21 protein-coding genes and 1 tRNA gene are annotated in these 18,909 nt (G+C 61.1%); 19 read left to right on the top strand and 3 right to left on the bottom strand.

Annotation, left to right across the window (positions count from 1 at the left end; translation table 11 throughout):
* From sufC to F8K16_RS03375, 19 genes are all read left to right on the top strand, one after another.
* On the top strand, positions 1–482 hold a 482-nt coding region (gene sufC / locus F8K16_RS03290; RefSeq protein WP_294946895.1), incomplete at its 5' end, for a Fe-S cluster assembly ATPase SufC.
* Entirely contained in the window at positions 451–1,749 is a 1,299-nt protein-coding gene (gene sufD / locus F8K16_RS03295; RefSeq protein ID WP_294946897.1) for a Fe-S cluster assembly protein SufD, read from the top strand. The genes sufC and sufD, both read left to right, overlap by 32 nt.
* 51 nt (positions 1,750–1,800) lie before the next feature.
* Positions 1,801–3,015: an aminotransferase class V-fold PLP-dependent enzyme gene (locus F8K16_RS03300; protein WP_294946900.1), complete on the top strand. Its 1,215-nt coding sequence runs from the start codon at positions 1,801–1,803 to the stop codon at positions 3,013–3,015.
* A complete protein-coding gene (locus tag F8K16_RS03305; RefSeq protein WP_294946902.1) occupies positions 3,012–3,335 on the top strand; it encodes a hypothetical protein in 324 nt (107 codons plus the stop codon). Before F8K16_RS03300 ends, F8K16_RS03305 begins: the two co-directional genes overlap by 4 nt.
* A gap of 407 nt (positions 3,336–3,742) precedes the next feature.
* A tRNA-Ser gene (locus F8K16_RS03310) sits at positions 3,743–3,833 on the top strand.
* Between the two features lie 212 nt (positions 3,834–4,045).
* Complete coding sequence (locus F8K16_RS03315; protein ID WP_294946904.1) at positions 4,046–5,305, top strand: integrase arm-type DNA-binding domain-containing protein; 1,260 nt, start codon at positions 4,046–4,048, stop codon at positions 5,303–5,305.
* Between the two features lie 683 nt (positions 5,306–5,988).
* Positions 5,989–6,165: a hypothetical protein gene (locus F8K16_RS03320; protein ID WP_294946908.1), complete on the top strand. Its 177-nt coding sequence runs from the start codon at positions 5,989–5,991 to the stop codon at positions 6,163–6,165.
* Positions 6,166–6,324: 159 nt separating this feature from the next.
* Positions 6,325–7,386 (top strand): XRE family transcriptional regulator, encoded by a 1,062-nt coding sequence (locus F8K16_RS03325; protein WP_294946911.1) that lies wholly within the window; start codon positions 6,325–6,327, stop codon positions 7,384–7,386.
* A 594-nt stretch (positions 7,387–7,980) separates the two neighbouring features.
* The gene (locus tag F8K16_RS09260) at positions 7,981–8,175 is read left to right on the top strand and encodes a helix-turn-helix transcriptional regulator (RefSeq protein WP_367122699.1); all 195 of its coding nucleotides are present in this window, start codon (positions 7,981–7,983) and stop codon (positions 8,173–8,175) included.
* On the top strand, positions 8,168–8,383 hold the full coding sequence (locus F8K16_RS03330) for an AlpA family transcriptional regulator (protein ID WP_294946914.1): 216 nt from the start codon (positions 8,168–8,170) through the stop codon (positions 8,381–8,383). Before F8K16_RS09260 ends, F8K16_RS03330 begins: the two co-directional genes overlap by 8 nt.
* Complete coding sequence (locus F8K16_RS03335; protein ID WP_294946917.1) at positions 8,380–8,709, top strand: hypothetical protein; 330 nt, start codon at positions 8,380–8,382, stop codon at positions 8,707–8,709. The genes F8K16_RS03330 and F8K16_RS03335 overlap by 4 nt, the downstream gene beginning before the upstream one ends.
* Positions 8,710–9,460: 751 nt before the next feature.
* Positions 9,461–9,772: a hypothetical protein gene (locus F8K16_RS03340; protein ID WP_294946920.1), complete on the top strand. Its 312-nt coding sequence runs from the start codon at positions 9,461–9,463 to the stop codon at positions 9,770–9,772.
* Positions 9,769–10,062, top strand: a complete 294-nt coding sequence (locus tag F8K16_RS03345) for a hypothetical protein (RefSeq protein ID WP_294946922.1) — start codon at positions 9,769–9,771, stop codon at positions 10,060–10,062. Before F8K16_RS03340 ends, F8K16_RS03345 begins: the two co-directional genes overlap by 4 nt.
* Positions 10,059–10,412, top strand: a complete 354-nt coding sequence (locus F8K16_RS03350) for a hypothetical protein (protein ID WP_294946924.1) — start codon at positions 10,059–10,061, stop codon at positions 10,410–10,412. The genes F8K16_RS03345 and F8K16_RS03350 overlap by 4 nt, the downstream gene beginning before the upstream one ends.
* A complete protein-coding gene (locus tag F8K16_RS03355; RefSeq protein WP_294946926.1) occupies positions 10,409–10,696 on the top strand; it encodes a hypothetical protein in 288 nt (95 codons plus the stop codon). Before F8K16_RS03350 ends, F8K16_RS03355 begins: the two co-directional genes overlap by 4 nt.
* A 1-nt stretch (position 10,697) precedes the next feature.
* Positions 10,698–11,606 (top strand): toprim domain-containing protein, encoded by a 909-nt coding sequence (locus F8K16_RS03360; RefSeq protein WP_294946929.1) that lies wholly within the window; start codon positions 10,698–10,700, stop codon positions 11,604–11,606.
* Positions 11,603–13,126 (top strand): DUF3987 domain-containing protein, encoded by a 1,524-nt coding sequence (locus F8K16_RS03365; protein ID WP_294946932.1) that lies wholly within the window; start codon positions 11,603–11,605, stop codon positions 13,124–13,126. The genes F8K16_RS03360 and F8K16_RS03365 overlap by 4 nt, the downstream gene beginning before the upstream one ends.
* Positions 13,127–13,423: 297 nt before the next feature.
* Positions 13,424–13,684: a type II toxin-antitoxin system RelE/ParE family toxin gene (locus tag F8K16_RS03370; RefSeq protein WP_294946935.1), complete on the top strand. Its 261-nt coding sequence runs from the start codon at positions 13,424–13,426 to the stop codon at positions 13,682–13,684.
* Complete coding sequence (locus F8K16_RS03375; RefSeq protein ID WP_294946938.1) at positions 13,668–14,021, top strand: helix-turn-helix transcriptional regulator; 354 nt, start codon at positions 13,668–13,670, stop codon at positions 14,019–14,021. The genes F8K16_RS03370 and F8K16_RS03375 overlap by 17 nt, the downstream gene beginning before the upstream one ends.
* Before the next feature lie 672 nt (positions 14,022–14,693).
* Here F8K16_RS03375 and F8K16_RS03380 read toward each other — a convergent pair.
* From F8K16_RS03380 to F8K16_RS03390, 3 genes are all read right to left on the bottom strand, one after another.
* Entirely contained in the window at positions 14,694–15,929 is a 1,236-nt protein-coding gene (locus F8K16_RS03380; RefSeq protein ID WP_294946940.1) for a carbohydrate porin, read from the bottom strand.
* 4 nt (positions 15,930–15,933) lie between these two features.
* The gene (locus tag F8K16_RS03385; protein ID WP_294946942.1) at positions 15,934–17,292 is read right to left on the bottom strand and encodes an amidohydrolase family protein; all 1,359 of its coding nucleotides are present in this window, start codon (positions 17,290–17,292) and stop codon (positions 15,934–15,936) included.
* 114 nt (positions 17,293–17,406) lie between these two features.
* The coding region (locus F8K16_RS03390; RefSeq protein ID WP_294946944.1) for an amidohydrolase family protein at positions 17,407–18,909 on the bottom strand (1,503 nt) is incomplete at its 5' end.

Here is an 18,909-nt window from a genome sequence, read left to right on the forward strand (position 1 = left end):
CGGGGGTGTCCAACAAGCTGTTCCTGCACACGGCGGTCAACGCCGTGCGCGAGGCGCGCGGTCTGCCGCCGCTGGAGATGGACGCGTTCGAGGAGCTGGCGGCGGAGAAGATGAAGCTGCTCAAGATGCGTCCCGACATGCTGGAACGCTCTGTGAACGTGGGCTTCTCCGGTGGTGAGAAGAAGCGCAACGACATCTTTCAGATGGCCATGCTGGAGCCCAAGCTGGCGGTGATGGATGAGACCGACTCCGGTCTGGACATCGACGCGCTCAAGATCGTCGCCGATGGCGTCAACCGTCTGCGTGACGGCCAGCGCAGCTTCATCGTGGTGACCCACTATCAGCGCCTGTTGGACTACATCCGCCCGGATCACGTGCATGTGCTCTACAAGGGCCGCATCGTCAAGTCCGGTGGCTTCGAGCTGGCGCAGGAACTGGAGGAGAAAGGCTATGACGACATCATCCGCCAGTTCGGTGAGTAAGGTGGAGTTTCGCCCCCACCGTCTCAGCGACCAGGCGCTGGCGGTGCTGGCTCCGCTGGTCGAACGCCTTGACGACGACTGGGCGGTAGTGCGCCGTGCCGCATTCGATGCGCTGAAAACCCGTGGCTTCCCCTCCCGCAAGGAGGAGGACTGGCAGTACACGCCGCTGGACGCGTTGCTGGCGGAGGACTGGGTGCTGCCGCAGGACGGAGAGGCGGATGTGAACGCTTTCCGCCCGCCGTTTGACCATGTGCTGATCGCCTTTGTGGATGGCCGCTGCGTCACCGATCCGCAAGATCTGTCCGTCAAAGGGCTCCACGTGCGTCCGTTGCTGGCGCAGGCGGATGCCGCACTGCGGGATCGGTGGCGTCTGCAGGCCCGGCCGGAGGCCGACCCCTTCCAGCTGCTCAACCTGGCGCTGATGCGTGACGGTATGGCCATCGAGGTGAGTGGACAGGTGGCGGAGACCGTGGTGCTGCTGCATGTGCACACGCAGCCGGGCGTGACCGCCGTGCGCCACCGCGTCACCCTGAAAGCCCACGCCCAGCTGACGCTGGTGGAACTGCATGTGTCCGTTGGCGAGGCTGCGGGGCTGGTCAACCCGGTCATCGAGACCGAGCTGGGCGAGGGCGCCGTGCTTCGGCATGTCAAGCTGCAGCAGCTGGCCGGGCAGGCCTTTCACATGGGCTGGCACGCCGTGCGTCAGCAGGGCGGCAGCCAGCTGCTCAGCGACACGGTGCAGCTGGGCGGCCGGGTGAGCCGTCACATGACGCATACCTGCCTGCTGAATGAGAACGCCGGCAGTGAGGTCAACAGCGCGGCGCTGGTGAGGGATCAGCAGGTGATCGACAGCCGCACCTTCACCGATCACGCCAGCGCCCACTGCTTTTCCCGTCAGAACCATCGGCTGGTGGTGGCCGACAGCGGCCGCGGCGTGTTCGATGGCATGATTCACGTGGCCCGTGGCGCCCAGAAGACCGATGGCCTGATGGACAACAAGAACCTGCTCATCGGCGATCGGGCCAAGGTGGACGCCAAACCCCGGCTGGAGATCTACGCCGATGACGTCAAATGCTCCCACGGCTCCGCCACCGGTCAGCTGGACCGGGATCAGCTGTTCTACCTGCGTGCCCGGGGGCTGGACGCCGACACGGCGCGCCGTCTGATCACCCGCGCCTTTCTGGCCGAACCGCTGGAAGGGATCACCCATGATGCCCTGCGTGGCTGGCTGATCGGTCTGCTGGACGAGGCCGTGTCGACCCTGTGATTCATCCGCTCCCGATCGGGGGCGTCTCCATTCACTTGCAAAGGAAACGCCATGCTGGACAATGCCGCCATTCGTGCCCAGTTTCCCATTCTGGCCCAGACAGAGAACGGCCACCCCCTGGTCTATCTGGACAGCGCTGCCACGTCGCAGAAACCCTTGCGAGTTATTGAGGCGCTGGATCGCTACTACCGTGAGCAGAACGCCAATGTGCACCGGGGCGTGTATGGGCTGAGCGAGCGGGCCACGGACCTTTACGAGGGCGCGCGTGGCGCGATGGGCGCCTTTCTCAACGCCGCCACACCGTTGGAGATCATCTTCGTCCGGGGCGCCACCGAAGGGATCAACCTGGTGGCCAGCTCCCTTGGCAAGTTGCTGAAGCCGGGTGATGAAATCCTCATCTCCGCCATGGAGCACCACTCCAACATCGTGCCGTGGCAGTTTCTGCGGGATGAGCGGGGCATCCATCTCAGAGTGATTCCCATGGATGAGCGGGGCGTGCTGGACATGGATGCCTTCCGCGGGCTGCTCAACGAGCGTACCCGGCTGGTGGCGGTCACCCACATGTCCAATGCGCTGGGCACCATCAACCCGGTGCGCGAGATCGTGGACGCGGCCAAGGCTGTGGGGGCGCTGACGCTGATCGATGGCGCCCAGGCGGCCCCGCACATGCCGATTGACGTGCAGGCACTGGGGTGCGACTTCTACGTGCTTTCCGGGCACAAGATGTATGGTCCCACCGGTATTGGTGTGCTCTACGGTCGTATGGAGGTGCTGGAAACCCTGCCGCCATATCAGGGGGGCGGTGACATGATCCGTTCGGTCACTTTCGAGAAGACCGAGTTCAACGTGCTGCCCTACCGCTTCGAGGCGGGCACGCCGCACATCGCCGGTGCCATCGGGCTGGCCGAGGCTGCCCGCTGGATGGAGGAGGTGGGGCGGCAGGCCATCTTCGACTATGAGCATGAGCTGTTGCAGTATGCCACCGAACGGCTGCAGGCCATTGATGGCCTGCGCCTGATCGGCACTGCACCGCAGAAGGGCGGAGTGCTGTCGTTCGTCATTGATGGCGCCCATCCTCATGATGTGGCCACGCTTATCGATCAGGACGGCATTGCCGTGCGCGCCAGCCATCACTGCGCCCAGCCGGTGATGGATTTCTTTGGCGTGCCGGCGACGGTGCGCGCCTCGCTGGGTGTGTACAATAACCGCGAGGACATTGACCGCCTTGTGGCGGCTCTGAACGATGCGCTGGAGATGCTTCGATGAGCGATAAGGCCCCGCTGCAATGGATCCGCATGGCGCTGATGCCGCTGCCCCACATGGAAAAGACACTCTCGCCCACGGTCATTTTCTGGAACCATGAGACCGGTGAGCTGGTGGGAGAGGGGGTCGAGCAGGTGCAGCCGCTCATTGATGAGTATGTGCGGGCCGGCAGCATCACCAACCGGGCGGGCGAGCACATCCCCGTCACCCTGCCGCTGACCGACAACACCGCCCTGGCGCTGGTGCTGTCGCAGCACTACTGGGTCTCCCCCCAGCCGGTGGATGCGCCGGAAGAACCGCCTCGCGACGCCCCCCTGCAGTAACGGGGTCTCCCCCAATTTTGACAGGTCACATTCCGTCCGCCCCGCCGCGAAGTGAAAAAACCGGCCTGGAAGGGCGTGAGCGGCACCTCAGACCTGCAAACGAGCTGACGGCGCTTTGCAGAAGTTGAACCCTGAGTGTTTCCAAAGGTGCGTATCAATCGTGGGGCGGTCAGCGCTTTTCGACAGCCACATTTCGCACGGGGTCTCCCCAGATTTTGCAGGATCACACGCTGACCGGGCGCTGTGTCGGTGCGAAAAACGTTGATTTCCGGCTTGCAGGCGCATTCAGACGGGTTGTCTGATTCTGAGGCTTATCGTGTCTTTTCCGGACTTGCAGTGGGCAGCGCTGGTCTGGGGGCGAGTTTGAATTCCCCCTGCTTTCACCTATAATACGCCCACACCTCAGCGGTGGGGTGGCTGAGCGGTTGAAAGCACCGGTCTTGAAAACCGGCGTGGGTTGATAGCCCACCGTGGGTTCGAATCCCACCCCCACCGCCATCAACCTGTTTCACCCCGTCTCATACAGTCTCAACTTTCCAGTAAAAACAGTCACTTACGCGGATTTGCTGTTTCACCCCGTCTCATCTGATACCATCCAATCGCAGGATTTTGGGCATACGTTTGGGCATACACTTCGGGCGTATGCCTACGGCGTGTGATTTTGTATGCCCACGACCGTGTGAAACCCAGGCAGCGCAAGGGAGGGAGCCATGCCAAAACAGACGGTTCCACTGACAGATGCACGCATCCGTAAGGCCAAACCGAAGGAAAAGGCCTATACGCTGTATGACGGTGATGGATTGGAGCTTCATATCCGCCCCAGTGGTTCAAAACGCTGGCGGTTCCGCTATTACAGGCCGGATGATGGCAGGCGCACGATGATGAGCCTGGGTGCCTATCCTGATGTTTCCCTGCAACAGGCGCGTGAGATGGCTGCAGAGCAGCGCGGGTTGCTTGCGCAGGGTATAGACCCCGTTCAGCATAGGGACTCTGAAATGGCGCGCCTGCGTGCCGAGAAAGAGACGCAGCGCCGCGAGACCAATCCGACTTTTTCAGAGCTGTTCGAGCGCTGGTATCGGGAACGGGAAAAGCAGTGGAAGCCCGCCCATGCCCGCGACATCTGGCAGAGAATGGAAAAGCACATCCTGCCCTATCTGGGCGCGGTGCCTGTGCGTGAGCTGACCATTCAGCAGTTCCTTGAGGTGCTCAAGCGTATTGAGGCCACAGGGCGCGTAGAGACGATGAAACGGGTGCTTCAGTATTGCAACGGCGTGATGCGCTATGGCGTCACCTTTGGCCTGTGTCCGGCCAATCCGCTGAACGATTTGGACAGGTCAGTTTTCCGCAAGGCGGAGAAAGGCAACTATCCTCACACCACCGACCCGGCCATACTGCGGCAGATTCTGCGCGCCATAGATGAGTATGCCGGGGATATGGCGGTGCGCTCTGCCCTCCAGCTTCAGCCCCATGTGTTTCTGCGTCCCAGGGAATTGGCGCATATGCGCTGGGAGGAAGTGAATTTCGAGGCCGGCCAGATAGAGATTCCCGCTGAGCGCATGAAGAAAAAGCGCGACCATGTGGTGCCCATGAGCCAGTGGGTGCGCGCCAGGCTGGAAGAGCTGTATGGCATTTACGGGGAGGTTTCGCCCTATGTGTTTCCCTCACCTCGGAGCATGCACCGCCCCATCAGTGAGCAGAGCCTGAACGCTGGGCTGAACCGAATGGGCTTCAAGGGTATTCAGTCTGCTCATGGCTTTCGGCATACGGCATCCACCCTGCTGAATGAGCGAGGCTACAACAGCGAGTGGGTGGAAATGCAGCTGGCCCATGTGGACAGGAACACTGTGCGCGGCACCTATAACAAGGCCCAGCATCTGGCCGGGCGCAGGCAGATGATGGAAGACTGGAGCCAGTGGCTGCTGAGTCTGAAAGAAAGCGCCAAGGTGGTGCCCATCTTCAGACAGGCCTGACCCTTTCACCAGTCTGGCTGTCAGCCCGCCACCGTGCGGGCTTTTTTGTGCGCCAGGGGTAGAGAGGGATGGGGGAATCTCTTTCTCTATCAAACAATATATATAAATAACAACAATAACAACAATAATACTTTAAGGCTTGTAAGTAGTTGATTTATTGTCTGAAATTTGTTGACACTTTCTGACAACATCCTGTCAACATGCGTCAACACCACCCGAAGGCCACCATCCTGCCCTGTGGCGTGGCAAGTGAGAGAGGTATGGGGGTGCCCTCCCTTGGCGAAAGTGGCCAGAAAGCGATAGAGGGAGGATTTGAGGTTGCAGGCCAGGGCATGCGATGTATCGGGTGCGAAAGGCGACAGCACGGGGTGAGGCTTCAGGTGGCGGGTCCTTCCCAAGGGTTGCTATTTGTGGGTGCGCGGACGCGCGGAATTTGCCCAGCCACAGAGTTTCCTGCTTGGTTAACTGGTGAACACCAGAGGTGAACAGGGCAGCTGACAGGTCGCGTCAGAGCAGGCTTGCGGTGGTTTCCTGATGGTTTCCTGAGTGGTAACATCAAGTTCAGGAAAAGGGTGTGCCGAGGGCCCCTGAGGGGTTTAAGGAAGGCGGGTAGTTCGAGGCCGCTGATTTATCCAGTGTCAGAGTTTAGTGTTTAGTAAACCAGTAAACCGCAGAGTAAACCATTGGACGAATTCATCACTCAAAAAGAACTTGCGGCGCATTTCGGGCTGACGAAGGGCTACATCTCGCAGCTGGTGAGGCGTGGCGTGTTGGATGGCTGCCGCAAGGGCGGCAAATTCGTGCGGCTTACGGGAGGCGAACACAATACTCCACCGCCACCTGCCGAAACCCCCGCCTGAAATCAATCCCTTCTGCCCATCTGTCGAATCCGTAAGCCTGTTCAGTTGCACCGTTCTGATAAGCCCTGAGACGGGGTGGCACGGCATGCATCATGCGGTTTATGATATTTATGAAATTATCACAAACATAAACCGAGGTTGGCAATGCAGGCGCGAGAGGTGTTCGCAAGACGGCTGAAACAGCTGCGCGAGATGCGCGGCCTATCCATGAAAGCGCTGGGCGAGACTGTCGGTGTGAGCGCCAACATGGTCAAGAAATACGAGCATGGCCAGAGCATGCCCACCGGTCAGACTCTCGCTCGGCTGGCCAATGCCCTTGATGTCACCCTGGAACAGCTGTTCAGGCCGTTCGTTTACACCTTTGAGGGTGCGCAGTTCCGCAAGCGCGCCAATCTGCCCGTCAGAACACTCAGACGCATTCAGGGTGAGCTGGCCGACCAGATTGAACGGTGGATGATGCTGCGCGCCTGGTGGCCGGGAGATTTCCCCGTTGCTCCGTTTGCTGGCATTGATGGCCTGCCTGAGCGCATCAGCACGCTGGAAGAGGTGGAACGGGTGACCGACACCGTGCGCCGGGCATGGGCGCTGGGCACTAACCCCATCCCCGACCTGACCGACACGCTGGAAATGCAGGGCATTCTGGTGGTGCAGACCAGGGTGAATGCCGAAGGCCGGTTTGATGGCCTGCAGGCGTGGGCGGACGATTACCCGGTGATTGCCGTCTCAGCCCTGTGGCCGGGTGACCGCCAGCGCTTCACCCTGGCCCACGAACTGGGCCACCTGCTATTGGACACCCGCCTTGATGGCGTGGATGCGGAACAGGCCGCCAATCGCTTTGCCGGGGCCTTACTGCTGCCCCGTGATGAGCTGGTGCGTCATCTGGGCGAACGGCGCGCCCATATCGAGCCACGGGAGCTGTATCTGCTCAAACGAGAGTTTGGCCTGAGCATGGCGGCGGTGGCCTATCGCGCCAAGGATGCGGGCATTATCGACCAGACTATCTTTACCCGGCTGATGCGCCTGTTCCGAGCCAACGGCTGGCACCGTCAGGAACCGGGCGTGCCCTGCCCACCCGAACAGCCCCGGCTGTTTGAACAGCTGGTGTTCCGTCTGCTGGCCGATGGCGGCATCTCTCCATCCAAGGCGGCGGAACTGCTGGGCATTGATACCCACCAGCTGGAACAGCTGCGTCAATTGGGGGCGGGTTGCGGGGATGGGTGATGTGGTTTCATGTCTGAAACCATTGAAACCAGAGCGTGCCATCTGACCGATTTGTTTGACCGTGTGGGATAAAAATCAACAGCCTTTTCCACAGTCAGAAAGCCTGAAACACCAAGCATAAAAACGCCTTTTGTGCACCCACTATATCTTGTGTGGTTGTGGATAACTGGGTTCAATATTGTGGGATACAGGTATTTACAGCCAGATATTTTGAGGTATGATTAGAGGCGCATGAAAAAACCCGCTGAGGTGTTGGCGCACCTAGCGGGTTCAGAGAATCCGTTTGGGAAGTGCAAAATGCGTTTGTTGCTTGTTGCTCGGACGCGCTTCCTGTCCCAAACGGGCATTTGCAACCATAGAGGTGGCAGCCTCTACGGGAAGTCGCGAAGGCCGGAACGCCTGAAAAGACATTCCGGCCCAGCAACTTCACTTTTAGTGTACTAAATTTGAACAATGAAGTTTTGGAAATTTGGGAGGATTTGGTAGAGATTGATGGCTCAAGATGGCTATTGATGAATACCAAACTACCCGTCTGAAACCTCTTGTACCGTAGAGTAGAACTGCCGCCTCTTTCCCAACAGAAAGAGGTGTTTGATGGAAGCTAAATGCTATCTATCTGCCCGTGAAGCCGCCAAGCGGCTGGGCATCTCGACGCCGGGGTTCTACCGGTTCGTAAAACAGGGCCTTCTGCCCGCACCTTCCAAGCTTGGCAAAGCCTCCCGGTGGCGTGTTGATGAGCTTGACCGCGCCATGTCCCAACTGAAGCAGGGAGGGGCGCGCCATGACTGACAAGATTCAACTTCCCCCGGGCCGCTATGTGCGCGCCACGCAGCTGGCCCAGATGCTGGGACTGAGCCGTTCCACCATCTGGCGTTATGCCAGCCAAGGCAAGTTCCCCAAACCCATCAAGCTGACGGAAAACACCACTGTCTGGGACATGCGCGAAGTGGAAGCCTGGGTCGAGGCGCGCCGTGCGGCGCAGGGAGGTGCGGCATGACAGAGCACAACGCTGACCGTGCTTTTGAACCGCATCTGCCTGCCAGCGGCACGCAGGCTTTCACCATGCTCAAACGCCTTGCCGAACTGCCGCCGGGCGAATGGGTGGCCATAGACAGCTTCAAGCCCGGTATGGGCAATCCGGCCAGTCCGAAGCAGCGGCTGGTGGATGAATACGGCTGGCATATCGAGCTGCTGGAACAGGATGTGCACACGCTTGGGCGCATCTCCAAGGGCTACTACCGCCTGACCAAGGAACATCATGCCCTGGCGCGTACCCTGTTCGCCGACTACTACGCCCGGCAGGGCAAAGGAGGTGGCGCATGATGGCCACACACGAAAAAGCCCGCCGGGTCGGGGCGGGCCTAGATGTCGCTGACCGTGTGAGAGTCCATACAGCGCAAGGTCAGTATAAGGCACATCCTTGCCCCTGTCAGCCCGAAAACGGCCCTCAGAATGCCCTGAAATGGCCCCAGAGCGGTCATAAGGTGCGTCATGCGCAGGTGGGCAAAAACCGCGCCGTGCAAAAACGATGGTGGCCCCTTTGCACCGCCTTGACACGGCATGAGACGGCCTGCACAATTGAGCGTGCACGGGCAAAATCCCGTGCGCGGGTGTGGCAGCCCGATTACCGAAAGGCGGGAGCAAATCACCGCCGTGTTTTCTCTGGCGGTTTTTTTGTGCCTGCTGTTTCCAATGCGGCGGCTTGTGCGTGGGAACCCGCAAGGGTTGCCGGTGTGCCTTTCGGGCCGGTCTGCCACCCCCGTGCAAGTCGCCTCCAACCATCTGTGTGGCAGCGGATGGGTGGGGGTAGTTTGAGAACTACCGAAAGGAAACAGACCATGCACACCCAATCCTGTCGGGCCGGTGCGCCCATACCTGATGACAGACCGCGCCTGTCGGTTCGCAAGTCTCACGGCCAGTGGCTGGTCATTCTCACAACTTCCAACGGCAAGACCGTGCTGCCCTTTGACAGCTTCGAGGCGCTTTTGCAGGCGCTCAGGCTGTGGTGGGCCTTGCACGCGCCCCCTGATGTGTCGCCGCCTTCCTGTGGCGTGACAGTCGGGAGGGGCGCGCCATGTCTAAACTGAAATCCCTCCCCCTGTGGCAGTGGCGGCTGTTGGTGCGCTTTATCCGCATGGTGCACATCCGCCCGGACGATGCGGGCCGCTATGTGATTGAAGTGCGCCTGCCGCTGGTGGGCCACGGCCTGTTGGCGGATAAACAGGGCCGGGCCGTGCGCTTCGACACCTTCGAGGCCGCCTGTGCCTTTGCCCACCACCACGGTATCGCCATGGTGTCGGTGCCCACCTGTCCGGTGGCACGCCTGCATACCGCCCGCGAGATGACCCAATCCATCCTGAGCGACATCAGAGGAGGCCTGTCATGAAAAAACTCACCCTGTCTGGCCTGCGCCGACTGGAGCGCACCGGCGAAAACGTCTTTATCACCGTGGAAATGGGCTGGGAGGCGAGTGAGCCCGTCTGGGAAGCCTATGCCCATTATCTGGGCCGCGTGATGCCCGTGGCCTTTGACGACTACAGCAGCGTGCGCAGCGTGTCGGTTCCGGCCCTGTGCAACCTGCTGAGCGACTGCGGCACCGTTCAGGCGGTGCTGAATGTGGAACAGGTGGCCCGTGCCTACCGCATGGGGCCTGAATCAGAGGAGGACGCCCTATGACCACGTATATCCGCAAAGTGATTGAAGCCCACCATGCGGCGCTGGAACGGGCCACAGACGGCAATATCGCCCTGGGGCGCACGGATGCCAGGGGGCTGAAGGTGGCGCGCGAGGCGCTGGAATTCGCATCGTCCCTGCTGGACAACAGCATCACGGAGATTGAAGCGGACGCCTATGTGTTCGCCGGGGCGTTGGCGGATAACGACAAACGGCTGGAGGTAAGCCAGGAACATCTGGAGATGACCGCCTATGGCCTGTGCGACAGGCTGAACATCATCCGCAAGGCGTGGCGGCTGATGGAAGACGCGCGCCATGTTCTGAATCAGGCCAGCAGGGAGGATGCGGCATGAAACGACCCCCAAGTGAACGCAAGCTGCGCAACCGGCTGCGCCCTTACTTCAATCGGGTGGGCGTCAGCCGTATGCCGGAGCTGATATTTGACGGGCGTAAGCACCATTTCAGCCAGTGGGGGCTGTCGTATCAGGGCCGCTGGTGGTATCGCCTCAGCCCGGAGCACAACCGGGGCGCGATTGGTGACGAGCGGGGGCTGATTGTGGCCTTCCGCCTGTGGCCGGAGCCGTCCCCCTTCGATGGCGAGCTGACTCATGCGGGACACAGCCTGCGGGAGGTGTGAGATGGCGGAGCTGACCACCATCCGTGCCGCTTCCATGGAAGAGGCCATGCAACAGGCGGGTCTGCAGGTTCCGCCTTCCCTGCCGCCGGGCAAGCTGGTGCGTTTCCGCACGGCGGGCAGCAGCCGCTCCGGCTGGGCCAAGCGTTTTGCCGACGGACGCGGGGGCGTGTTCGGCGACTGGATAACCGATGAGCGCTACCTGTGGCTCTCAGATACGGGCGAGCCGTTTGACGAAGCCGGACGGGAGCTGATACGCCAGCAGGCGGAACTGGCCCGTCAGCGCTATGAGCGGGAACAGCGCCGCAGGCAGGCGCAGGCGGCGCGCACCGCCGCCGATATCTGGGCGCAGGCCGAACCGGTCAGCGACCACCCCTATCTGCGCGCCAAGGGAATTCAGCCGGGCTGGCATCTGGGGCCGGTGCGTCAGTATCGCGGCCAGCTGGTTATTCCCGTGCTGGCGCTCTCAGGGGGCAATACGGGCGAGATTGTCAGCCTGCAATTCATTGCACCCAGTGGCGGGAAGCGTTTTCTGTCCGGCGGACGCGTTCAGGGGGCGGGCTGGCTGATGCACGCCCGCGACTGCGACGGGGAGATTTTCATCTGCGAAGGCTGGGCCACGGCGGTGACCCTGGGCAACGCATTCTTTCCCGGTGCGCAGGTGGTGGCTGCCTTCAACGCAGGCAATCTGGTGGATGTGGCGCTGGCCATCCGCACCCAGTGCCCCAAAGCCAGGCTGACCATCGCAGCGGATAACGACCACAGAACACGCGGCAATCCGGGCCTGACCAAGGCGCGGGAGGCCGCAGCCGCCACCGGAGCACGCATCTTCTACCCGGATAAGGCGGCATTAGGGACGGGCACGGACTTTAACGACCTGTATCTGACCCAGAAGGAGGGGGCAACAGAATGACCATTACACCGCATCCGGCCATTCAGCAGAGTGAGCCGGACTATCCCGAAATCATCCCGTTCGACGGGGCCGAGGTGCCCGACTATCAGCCCGGCATGCTGCCTGCGGTGCTGGAAGACTGGGCCGCTGATGTGAGCGAATGCATGGACTGCGCGCCAATCGACATGGCCGCTGCCTGCGCCGTGATTGTGGCGGGCACGGCCATAGGTCGCCACTGCGCCATACAGCCGAAACGGGCCGTCTCCAGCTATCGGCGCTATCCGCTGCTGTGGGGTATGCTGGTGGCTCCGTCTGGCGTCAAGAAAACACCGATTATCGACCAGATGACCGCGCCGCTGTTCGAGTATGAGCGCGACCGGGCCGAACAGATAGCCTTCCGCCGGGCGGAATGGTCTGCCCGCGTGCGCGCCGCACGGCTTGACCTGGCCGCCGCAGAGAAACGCTATCAGGCCGCCCGTGCTGCTGAAAATGAGGCAGAGGCACAGGCGGCCCTGGCAGAGATGGCCGATGCCGAGGCGCGCGCCAGTGAGCCGGAACCCATAGAGCGGCTGCTGGTGACCGACACCACCTATGAGGCGCTGGAAGACATCATGGCCAGCACCCGGCGCGGCCTGTTGCTCAAGATGGACGAAACCGCCCAGTTCATCAAGCGGCTGGAACAGGACAGAAACGCCGCCGAACGGCAGTTCTACCTGTGGAGCTGGCAACCGGGCACGCCCTACACAATCGACCGCAAGACCCGCCGGGCGCGTCCCGCAGAGGGCGGCCTGGCGGTGCTGGGGGCCGCTCAGCCGGACGCCCTGCGCAGGCTGATACAGGGCATCAACGCTGGCGGTGCGTCCAATGATGGCCTGTTGCAGCGCTTTCAGGTGATGGTCATGCCCCGCATCGAGGGCGGGGCCTATGTGGACAGGCCCATCAATGAGATGGCACGCGGGCAGTATGAGCGGGCCATCCGCGACCTGTTCAAATACGACTGGGCCGACTCCGACAGATGCCAGCCGCGCGTCTTCACCTTTGACGAGCTGGCCCAGAGCCGCTTCAAGGCATGGAGCATGCGCCACAGCGCCGCCATCCGCAGCGAACAGACCGGCAGCGCCTTTGCCTCCCATCTGGCCAAGTATGACACCCTCATCAGTGCCCTGGCGCTCATCTTCGAGCTGGTGGAAAACCCGCTGGCCGAACAGGTGGGGCTGGAGAGCTTCACCCGCGCCGAGCGCTACACCGAGTATCTGCGCGGCCATGCGGAAGCCATCTACGGCATTGGCCAGCCCATGCATGTTCAGGACGCCATCAGCCTGCTGACCCGTTTCCAGAACGGCAAATGGCCTGACAGGCTGGCCCAGGTTTTCAATGCGCGGGACGCACAACAGGCGCGTCTGCTGGGACGCAACGGCATCCGCTCAGAGCGCTACCAGGCCGCCATCAGTGAGCTGGCCACCCGCGGCTACCTGATACCCGTGCATGACGGGCGTGCCTTTGCCTGGAACCCCACCCTGACGCAACAGGATGCGTCCTGAGACTCACCGGAACGCGCCCTGAGCATCTTCCCATCCTTCGGGCGGCTACTATCTATGCCGCCTTTCCTTTCTTCGCCTGTGGTGGCCTCACGGGCTGTGTATCAACCCGGCTGTTGTCACAGCTGTTCCCCCTGTTGCCTGATTGTTGACGCCCCCGTGTCAACGCCCGGAACCCGCGCCAGTGCTGGCTTCAGGGCTGGTTTGTTGTCGTTGTTGACACTGTTGACAACATTCTTGGGATATGAGATGAGAGCGCCGTTTTGATACCATACTCGATATAGAAAAGGCAGAGTTGATATGGCATATCGCATAGAGTGGCAGGCCAAGGCCATCCGCCAGTTGGCTAAACTCAAAGACCGGCGCACCCAGCAGCGTATTACCCAAGCGGTCAGGGCCTTTGGCGAGGGCAAGCCATGCGATGTCAGACGGCTGGTCAATCACCGCTATACCCATCGGCTGAGGGTGGGGGACTGGCGCGTGCTGATGACCCTTCACGAACAGGAAATCCGCATTGCCTACATCGAAGAGGTGAAAAAACGAGATGAGCGCACCTACTGACCCGCAAATCATCCACCACAACGGCCAGCCCGCCTTTGTGGTCATTCCCTATGACCAGTATCAGGCCCAACAGGGCGCGCAGGGCTTCGACAAACGCACCACCGCGCCACAGGAAGTGGTGGAAATGATGGTGGAAGGGGCCAGCCTGCTCAAGGCCTGGCGCAAGTATTTCGGCCTGTCACAGCGAGAGCTGGCCGAACGGGCCGGACTGACTCAGGCACAGGTGGCCAATATCGAAAATGGCCGCCAGATTCCCCGCGCCGACACCCTGCTGAAACTGTCCGATGCCCTTGGTGTGGCCGCCGAACTGCTGTGGGTGTATGACGAGGATGAATGAAGAATACTGGTTCCCCTGTTGACACAAAGGCACCGGCTGTTGCCCCATGTTGACAAGGCCATGTCAACAGCGCCAGCCCAGTATTGGCGCGGGTTTTGGGGCTGTCTGTTGTCATTGTTGACATTGTTGACAACATTTTGAGATTGGGGGATGTGATGCGCTCGTGTTGACACCACTCCCCCGAATGTTGCCCTGTGTTGACAACCCCGTGTCAACGCCCGGAACCCGCGCCAGTGCTGGCTTCAGGGCTGGTTTGTTGTCGTTGTTGACACTGTTGACACGTTTTTGGGAATTGGGTGTTTCTGGCCCGGTGTACGACCACGCTGTCAACATCCGTCATGAGTGAAGGAGAGGGTCAGACGAGGCAGAGCGCTATTCCAAGCGATGAATTTTGGGCATACATTTGGGCATACAAAATCAGCCAGCAGTTATAACTCGTTGATTTAAGGGGTAATGCAAATCCCACCCCCACCGCCATCCATTCTTTCCTCCTATTTCCGTTTCGCCTTTATTCGAGCTTCTCAGCACTTTGTTTCTTCTGCGGGGAAGATTCAGCAGCAAGAGGCTGTCCGCATTTCTGCATGCATTCATCGGCGAATGTGATGATCGGTCGGGCAAGAAAAAGGCGCCTGCGAAGGCGCCTTGGGGAGAACGCCGGAACGTCTTCTTGCTTCAGAACACCGTGCGTGCCCGCAGGCCCACCACGGTATTGGTGTCGTGGGTGTGGTCCAGCGCCGGGTTGACGATGAATTGCACGCTGGGAGTCAGCTGCAGGTGTCTGCCCAGCTGGAACAGCCAGTAGGCTTCCATGGTCCACTGGTCCTTGCGCGCGTCCGGATAGTCGATGTGGTTGGGGCGGCCCCAGTTGAGGCCGATGCCCAGGGTGTCGCCATCACCGGACATGAGCCGGGCGCCGCCAATGCTGATGGAGGCTTCAAGCAGAGCGTTGCCGTCATCCGACCAGCCACCCCGCAGGAAGCTCATCCAGTTCTTGCCGTGAGTGCTGCTGGAGGAGAGGGCCACGCCCCAGCCGGAACGTGCGCCTGCGTCCTTGCGCCTGTCCACCTGCCACAGAGTGAGATGGACGTTGTGGAAGAACAGGCTCTGGCGATTGGGTGACCAGCCCAGCTCCACCGATTTGAAGGTTTCGAACTTGTTGAAGAAGGAGTCGAAGCCGTCGAAGAGCTTGCCCGCGTCCGCATTGGCGTCAGCGATGCCGGCGGAGAGGTAGAGGTTGTCGTCGAGCCAGCCGCCCAGCATGGCGCCCAGCGCGCCATCCGGCAGGCTGCCGATGGTGCCCGAGCCGGTGGCAAACACCAGGTTGGAGAAGCTTGTCCACGGACTGGCCAGCAGGTGCACGTCCACATAGTCGGTCACGTCCATGAAACCGGTGAACAGCAGCAGGCGCTTGCTGTCGAAGGTCTGCTTCCAGTAGAGATTGGTAGCGTGGAAGCCCTGGTCGCTGAAGGTGGAATGCAGCAGGCCGTCATAGCCGATCTCGAAACCGAAGGCGTTGGGTGCCACGGAGGTGAAGGCGTGGCGGTGCTCCAGCTTCACCACCAGACTGCCGCGGTCTTCACCCCGTTGCAGCAGCGTCCAGTCGGTGTAGAAGCGAATGACGCCGCTGGCGCTGTCGTCATTGCGAGTCGGGCTGACGGCGGCCTTCATGTAGAGGGCGTTGTAGTCGATGCCGTAGTTGAAGCCGGTTGTGCGCACGAAGGCGTCTTTCCAGCGGTCATAGCCCGCCAGCAGCTCGCTGAGCCCGGGCGTGGGGGAACGGGTTGCCCGGTCCTCCTTCAGCTGCTGGCCGACGCTGCTGGGCGCGGTCATGGCTAGTTTGCCGGCTGCAACCGGCCCGGTGAACGCCAGCAGGCCGGTGAGAAACAGAATGCCGAGATGTCGCTTCATGGGGTCAATGCTTCTCCTGCAGCGTGTTCTTGTAGATCTTTCCGTCCTTCATGATCAGCACCAGTGTCTGTTCGGGACGGGTCAGTACTGCAATGTCCTTGAGGGGGTTGCCGTCCACGATCAGCAGGTCGGCGTAGGCGCCTTCCCTGATCACGCCCAGCGCGCCGTCCGGGTAGGGGGAGCGCTTGCCGCTGAGGGTGAGCAGCTCGCCGTTAAGGGAGGTGGCCTGCTTGAGAATCTCAAAGTCGGAGAAGTATTTCTTGCGGCAGGTCAGCTCCTGAGACTCGGTATCCTGCACGTCCAGCGAGCCGAAGGTGTCGGTACCCCAGGCCATTTTCAGGCCATATTTCTTGGCCAGCCGGAAGACGCGTTCGGCGCTCTTTTTGGCCTCGTTGAACTTGGCGGCCACATTGGCGGGCATTTCCACGCCGAAGTCCTCGACATTCTTGCTGTAGTTGAGGCACTGTGTGGAGAGCCACACGCCTTTCTTCTTCATCAGCTGCAGGGTTTCGGGTGAAGCCATCAGACCATGTTCGATGGACAGAACGCCCGCCTCGACCGCAGTGCGCACGGCGTCATCGCTGTAGGCGTGGGCCATGGCGTAGGTGCCCCATTTCTTCGCTTCCTGCACGATGGCACGCATCTCATCCGGCGTAAACTCGGTGACATCCAGCGGGTCATGGGCGCCGGTGATGCTGCCGCTGGCCATGATCTTGACCTGGCTTGCACCGGAGCGCAGCACTTCGCGCACGGCCTTGCGCACCTCCGGCACGCCGTCGGCGGTGTAGGTCCAGCCGAACAGGTAGGCCTTGTCCATCTGGCCGGCGAAATAGGAGGAGAGGTAGGTCATGGAGGGGTCAAAGTCACCATGTCCGCCGGTCTGGGAGATGAAGGCGTTGGAAGGGAAGATGCGTGGGCCGGGGACGACGCCTTCGTCAATGGCTCGCTTGAGGCCCATCACGGGGCCGCCGGCGTCTCGCACGGTGGTGAAGCCGCGCATCAGTGTGCGGCGGGCTTCTTCCGTTGCCAGCGCAGCGATGTAACTGGGTTCATAGGTATAGATGGCCTGATCGAAGGGCTTGGTCACCATCAGGTGGGTGTGAGCGTTGATCAGACCGGGCATGAGCACCTTGCCATGGCCGTCGATGATGCGCGCCATGCGGTTGGTCTTGATTTTGGGCGCGATCTTGACGATGTGGTTGCCTTCGACCAGCACATCCTTGCCGGTGATCAGGCGGTTGTGCACACCGTCAAAGATCTTGACGTTTACAAACAGAATCTGCTGCGGCTTGGCCTTCTCCTGTGCCTGGGCGGCGACAGGCAGCCATGCCAGCAGCATCAGCAGCATCAACAGCCTTTTCATGAGAACCTCCTGTAAATTTCCAACTTCACGGGCATTTTGGCATGCCCGTACTTAAAAACGAACCGCCCCGATGGGGCGGCAGCTGACGGCCCGAAACGGGCCACCGGGGAACGGTCACTCCTTGACCGGAAAGCGGATGGGCTGGCCAGCGTGGGCGCTCTTGACGATCTTGCCGTCTTTGACGGTGATCACGCCGTTGACCAGCACATAGGGGATGCCATCTGGCGGCAGGGCATTCTTGCCCGGACCGTAGTCGGCGTTGTCCCTGACCGTTTTGGGGTTGAAGAGGGTGATGTCGGCCACCATGCCTTCCTGCATGCGGCCACGCACCTGCATGTCTTTCAGGCCGGTATCTCCCAGGCGTTTGGCCGGCCAGTAGGTCATGTTGGCCAGCACGGTCATGAGGGGAATGTGGTACTCACGCGCGTAGCGCAGCGCACGGGCGTTGGTGCCGGCCAGACGCGGGTGGGTGGCCACCTTTTCCAGCGGCGCGTCTTCAGGCAGGATGTTGCCCTTGGCGTCCAGCGCCGGCATGCCGTCAGAAGCGATGGTGGCCCCTTCGATGGCAAGCCATTTGGGAATGTCGTCCTTGTTGCGCGAGAACACCACCACCAGATGGTTGGGCTCCTCCTTGCGCATCTTGATCAGCTCCGCTTCGGTCAGGTACTTGCCGGTGGACGGGTCCAGCACGCTCTTGCTGATGTCCAGGTGGTTGCGCTTGAAGTTCTCGGGTGCGACGAAGTCGGAGCCGGCTTGGGTGGAATAGGCGGCATAGGGGTAGATCTCGCCCCAGATGTTGTAGCCCTGAGCCTGTACACGCTTGAGGATTTCGGCGCCCAGTTGCCAGTCACCGTTGTGGAAGTGCTGGAAGATGGCCGGTGCCTTCAGATACATGGCATTGGCGATGATCTCGTCGCCACCGAGGATGAACTCATCCGGTGGCAGACCGGAACCGAAGCGGGTGTGGGAGGCGGTGACCCGGCCATACTGGGCCGCCAGGTTCTGAACTTCATACACCTCGCGGGCCGTGGTACCGGTGGAGGCGTAGCCGACGGCAATGCCCACGCCAAGAGCACCGCGGTCCAGCCCCTTTTTCATGATCGCCATGATCTGCTTTTCTTCTTCCGGAGAAGGGATCTTGGTGGACCACCTGGAGCCGGTCTTGACCGCCTTCTTGGTGGCGGTCAGCCAGTCGATGTCATCCTGTGCGGTGATGCCATCCATCACCTTCATGCGCGCGTAGTTGAGTCCGACCATGGCACCGTAGTTGGCGCGCCACTTGCCCTTGCGCTCGTCGTAGAACTTGTCCACGTCCAGCACGCCGAACTCAGAGGCAATGGCGGTGGTCACACCGTCACGGAGCATGATGTCACGGCCCAGTGGGGTGATGCTGTGAATGTGGGTGTCGATGAAGCCGGGCGCCACCACAAGCCCCGTGGCGTCGATGACCTCCTTGCCGTTGATCTCGCTGCGGGTGATGGTCTTGATGATGCCATCCTTGATGCCGACGTTGCGCACGCCGTCGAATTTGGTTTCCGGGTCCATCACGCGGCCGTTGAGGATGACCACATCATAGGTCTCTCCGGCTGGGCTCTGGCTCATGGCGCTGGCGGTGCC

It is taken from the genome of Sulfurivirga sp., from assembly GCF_015490265.1.
Taxonomy (GTDB): domain Bacteria; phylum Pseudomonadota; class Gammaproteobacteria; order Thiomicrospirales; family Thiomicrospiraceae; genus Sulfurivirga.